Source organism: Streptomyces sp. NRRL WC-3549, assembly GCF_000721935.1.
Lineage (GTDB): Bacteria > Actinomycetota > Actinomycetes > Streptomycetales > Streptomycetaceae > Streptomyces.
Genome location: NZ_KL585433.1, coordinates 48,305 through 53,007, shown reverse-complemented (window position 1 = coordinate 53,007; position 4,703 = coordinate 48,305). Strand labels below are relative to the sequence as shown.

Genomic DNA, 4,703 nt, shown 5'->3' with positions numbered 1-4,703 from the left:
AGGAAGCCGATGTGGGAGTCGTTGACCTTCAGCAGGCCGCCGTTGACGACGCGCTGCACGAAGGTCTCGATGACGTGGTCGGAGCGCGACCACAGGGAGTTGCGCAGCCCGTAGGTGTTGGTGTTGACGAAACGGAGGAAGGCCGCCAGCAGCGTGTCGTCGTCGTCGCGTTCGGGCACCACGATCGGGATGAGCGGGAAGAACGTCTCCTCGCGCACCACGTCGAAGGTGCGGGCCCGGTCCAGGCCGTCCACCCGCAGGACGGTGGGCTGCAGGAAGACGCCCGTCTCCGAGGGCGTGCCGTCCAGCTCGGTGCGGTGGCCGCCGGTGACCAGGGAGGCGCCGTTGTCCAGGGCCTGCCGCAGCAGCCGGAAGAACCGCTCGCTGCGGCGCACCGGCGACAGCAGGACGTCCTCCTCCTCCGGGAAGCCCGGCCGGATGCCCTTGACCTGCTCCTGCACCTCGGCGATCAGCGCGTCGGCGACCTCGGGGTGGACCAGGACGTAGTTGGGCACCATGCAGATCTGCCCGGAGCCGAAGAACGACTCGGTGATGGCCTCGGCGGCCCACTTCACGTCGGCGTCCTTCCACACCACGATGCCGTCGTTGCCGGCGAGTTCGAGGATGGGCTTCTTGCCGTGCGCGACGCACTGCTGCTCGAAGCGCAGGCCCTCCTGGCTGCCGCCGATGTAGAAGATGTCGTTGATCAGCGGGTCGGCGATCCAGCGGTCCAGGGTCTGCTTCGGGTTGCTGCACACCGCGTTGAGGACGCCGGGGGGAGCGTCGAGCTCCTCCAGCAGCGGTGCCACGATGTCGCGCAGCAGCCACATGGTGCTCAGCGCGATACTGCGCGGCGCCCTGACCACCACGCTGTTGCCGGCCATCAGGGCCAGCACGCTCAGGGCGGCGCTGGGCAGCGGGGCGTTCTGCGGGGGGTTGAAGGCCACCACGCCGTCCGGCTGGCGCTGAAGGATCAGCTTGCGGCCCGCGTACTCCTTCTCGACCCGCATCTGCTTCATGTACCAGCGCAGACTGCCGGGGGAGTAGATCTGCAGCAGGCAGCTCAGCTCCCAGCGGGCCAGCTTCACCGGGTGCGACTCGGCGACCAGCATGTCGAGGAACTCGTCCTGGTGCTTGATGAGTTCCTCGCGGAAACGGGTGCCGAGCCGCATCCGCCGCTCCAGCGGGACGGCGGCCCAGTCAGGGGCGGCGGCGGCCGCCGCCTGGGTGGCGAGGTCGATGGCGTCGTCGTCCGCGATCGCGCAGCGGCCCACGACGTAGGGGTGCTCGGCCGCCTCGGACTCCGGGTTCTGCTCCAGGGACCGCTTGAGGCTCACGCTGGTGAACACGTCTTCCAGCAAGGACCGCCCGCTGACGGTGTAGACCCACCCGTCACCGGCGACGTCCTTGCCCGCGATGTAGAGGTCGTAGCTCTTCAGTCCGGGAGGTGCCTGGGCACTCTCCTCCTGCTCGGCTTCGCGAAGCATCATCAGCCCTTCCGAATCTCGGAGTTTCGATTCGGCTGTCTCGAATCGGTCTTCCGGTGCGGGTGGTTGCGTGAGTGTGCGGGGGTTCGGGGAATTCATGTTCGAAGCACACCGATCGTGGCAGCCGAATCTGACTCCGCGCTGACACCGGACTGATCGAGCCACGGCCGGCGCGGGCCGTCAGTGGGGTGTCAGCCGCCGCTGCTTGCATGACCGGCATGCCACCTGCCGAAACCGTGATCCAGCGGCTGCGCGAACTGCCGCGGACCGAACTCACCGATGAGATAGAGACACTCGTCCTGGGGAAGTTCAAGGCGGTCCTCCTCATGGACGAGTCGGAGGAGCTCCCCCTCGACATCAGCTATTTCGACCTCGGTCTCACCTCGCTGCGGCTGACCGAGATACGGCAGAGCCTGGAACAGCTCCTGGATCTGTCCATCAGCGCGAACGTGCTGTTCAACGAACCGACGGTCGCGCACCTCGTGGACCACCTGGCCGACGCCCTGTCCGCCCCGTCCGCCCCCTGACAGACCAAGCCCAGGACCCAAGGAGTCGCTCCATGCCGCGTACGGAATCCGAGACGGAAGAGACGAACCGGCCGCCGGGGCAGGCGCCCGAGCCGATCGCGATCGTCGGAATCGGACTGCGATTCCCCGGCGGCAGCAACTCGCCCGACGAGTTCGACGCCTTCCTGCGCGAAGGCCGCAGCGGGATCGGCCCCATCCCCGGCGACCGGTGGGACGTGGCCGCGTTCACGCCCGAGACACCGGAGGACAAGGGGAAGATCCACACCTCGGCGGGCGGCTTCCTCGACCGCGTCGACCAGTTCGACGCCGCCTTCTTCAACATCTCGCCGAAGGAGGCCCAGTACATGGACCCCCAGCAGCGGATGCTGCTGGAGACCGCCTGGCAGGCCCTGGAGCACGCCAACATCGACCCGACACCGCTGCGCCGCGGCAACGGAGGCGTGTACATAGGCGCCAGCTCCATCGACTACTCGATGGAGCTCGACGCACTGCCCTACGAGGAGTTGGAGGGCAACCTCGCCTCCGGCATCACCATGTTCCCGCTGTCGGGCCGGCTGTCGTACTTCCTGGGCTGGCGCGGCCCGAGCATGAGCGTCGACACCGCCTGCTCCTCCTCGCTCGTCGCCCTCCACCTCGCCGTCCAGGGCCTGCGGGCGGGCGAGAGCGACATCGCGCTGTGCGGCGGGGTCAACGCCCTGCACCACCCGCGCACCTCGGTGATGTTCTCCAACGCGCGGATGCTGTCCCCGGACGGCCGGTGCAAGACCTTCGACGAGGCCGCCGACGGCTACGCGCGCGCCGAGGGATGCGGTGTCGTCGTACTCAAACGCCTCAGCGACGCGACCCGCGACGGTGACACCGTGCTCGCCCTGGTGCGCGGCACCGCCGTCGGGCAGGACGGCGACAGCGCGGGCCTGACCGTCCCCAACGGCCCCGCCCAGGAGAAGGTCATCCGCAGCGCGCTCGCCGCCGGGCACCTCGCCCCCGAGGACGTCCAGTACGTCGAGGCGCACGGCACCGGCACCCCGCTGGGCGACCCGATCGAGTTCGGCGCCATCGGCGACGCCTTCGCCGCGTCGCACACCAAGGACGCCCCGCTGCTCGTCGGCTCGGTGAAGACCAACCTGGGCCACATGGAGCCGGCGGCCGGCATCGTCGGCGTCATCAAGACGGTGCTCCAGATCAGGTCCGGCACCATCTACCCGCACCTGAACCTCGACACCCCGTCCGGACGCATCCCGTGGGACCTCTACCCGGTGCGCGTCCCCACCGCGTGCGAGCCCTGGAAGGCCGAGGTCCGGCGCGCGGTGGTCAACAGCTTCGGCTTCGCGGGCACCATCGGCGCGGTGGTCCTGGAGCAGCCGCCGGCCCGGGCCGAGCGGACCCCCGCCCCCGTGGAACACCCCGGGACCCCCGTGTTCACCCTCTCCGCGAAGAGCGCCGCCGCCCTGAGCGCACAGGCACGGAACTACCGGCAGCTGCTGGCCGACCGGCCCGACGTCCCGCTGGACGAACTGTGCTACACCGCCAATGTCTCCCGCACCCACCACCCCTACCGGGTGGCGGGCCCGGTCACCGACCGCGCGGCGCTCGCCGGCCTGCTGGACGAGGCCGCCGAGCAGAAGCACGAGGGCCCCGCCGGCATCCGCAGGACCGCGTTCATGTTCAGCGGCCAGGGCGCGCAGTACACGGCCATGGGCGCCGCGCTCTACGAGCGGTTCCCGGTCTTCCGCGACCACGTCGACCTGTGCGACCGGCTGTTCGCCCCGCACCTGGGCCGCTCCGTGGCCGAACTGGTGCTCGGCGGTGCCGCCGACCCGGAGGCGATCGACCGTACCGAGTACACCCAGCCCGCCCTGTTCACCCTGGAGTACGCGCTCGCCAAGCTGTGGATGTCCTGGGGCGTGCGCCCCAACGTGCTCATCGGGCACAGCATCGGCGAGGTCGTCGCCGCCGCCGTGGCCGGCCTGTTCAGCCTGCCGGACGCCGTGACGCTGGTCGCCGCCCGCGCGCGGCTGATGCAGGCGGTGCGCACGCCGGGAGGCATGGCCGCGGTGTCCGCGTCCGCCGAGGACGTCGAGCCCCTCCTCGCCGGCCACCCGGACCTGTCCCTCGCGGCGGTCAACGCCCCTGACCAGTGCGTGGTCTCCGGTGGCGTCGACGCCCTCGACGAGGTCACCGGCCTCCTCAAGGAGCGCGGCGCGCGCGTCGACCGGCTGGCCGTCTCGCACGCCTTCCACTCGCCCCTGATGGCCGAGACCTACGACGACTTCCGGGCCGCCCTCGACGGCATCACGTTCCACGAGCCCACCATCAGCCTGATCTCCAACGTCACCGGGCGGCTCGCCCGCTTCCGCGAGATCGGCACCGTCGACTACTGGGTGCGGCACATCGGTGAACCCGTACGCTTCCTCGACGGCATCCGGTCGGTGGCCCAGCGCGGCCGGCACGCCCTGATCGAGATCGGGCCCCAGGCGGCGCTGACCGCCCTCGCCCGGCGCAGCCTGACCGCCGAGGACCACGTGTGGCTGGCGAGCCTGCGCCGCCGCGACCGCTCCGCCGACACCACCCTGGCCGCGCTCGCCGAGTACTACGCCGCGGGCCTTCCGGTCTCCTGGGCGGACTACCACGCGGGGCGCCCCGCCACCGCGAAGACGTCCCTGCCCACCTACGCCTTCCAGCGCAAGCG

At 70.6% G+C, this 4,703-nt stretch carries 3 protein-coding genes; 2 read left to right on the top strand and 1 reads right to left on the bottom strand.

The window, feature by feature from the left end:
* On the bottom strand, positions 1 to 1,487 hold a 1,487-nt coding region (locus tag IH13_RS0131110), incomplete at its 3' end, for an aldehyde dehydrogenase family protein (protein WP_037842951.1).
* Positions 1,488 to 1,705: 218 nt separating this feature from the next.
* Between IH13_RS0131110 and IH13_RS0131105 the strand changes: the two genes are divergently transcribed.
* Together IH13_RS0131105 and IH13_RS0131100 are read left to right on the top strand one after the other, a co-directional pair.
* Positions 1,706 to 2,014, top strand: a complete 309-nt coding sequence (locus IH13_RS0131105; RefSeq protein WP_031089549.1) for an acyl carrier protein — start codon at positions 1,706 to 1,708, stop codon at positions 2,012 to 2,014.
* Between the two features lie 32 nt (positions 2,015 to 2,046).
* On the top strand, positions 2,047 to 4,703 hold a 2,657-nt coding region (locus IH13_RS0131100; RefSeq protein WP_037842948.1), incomplete at its 3' end, for a type I polyketide synthase.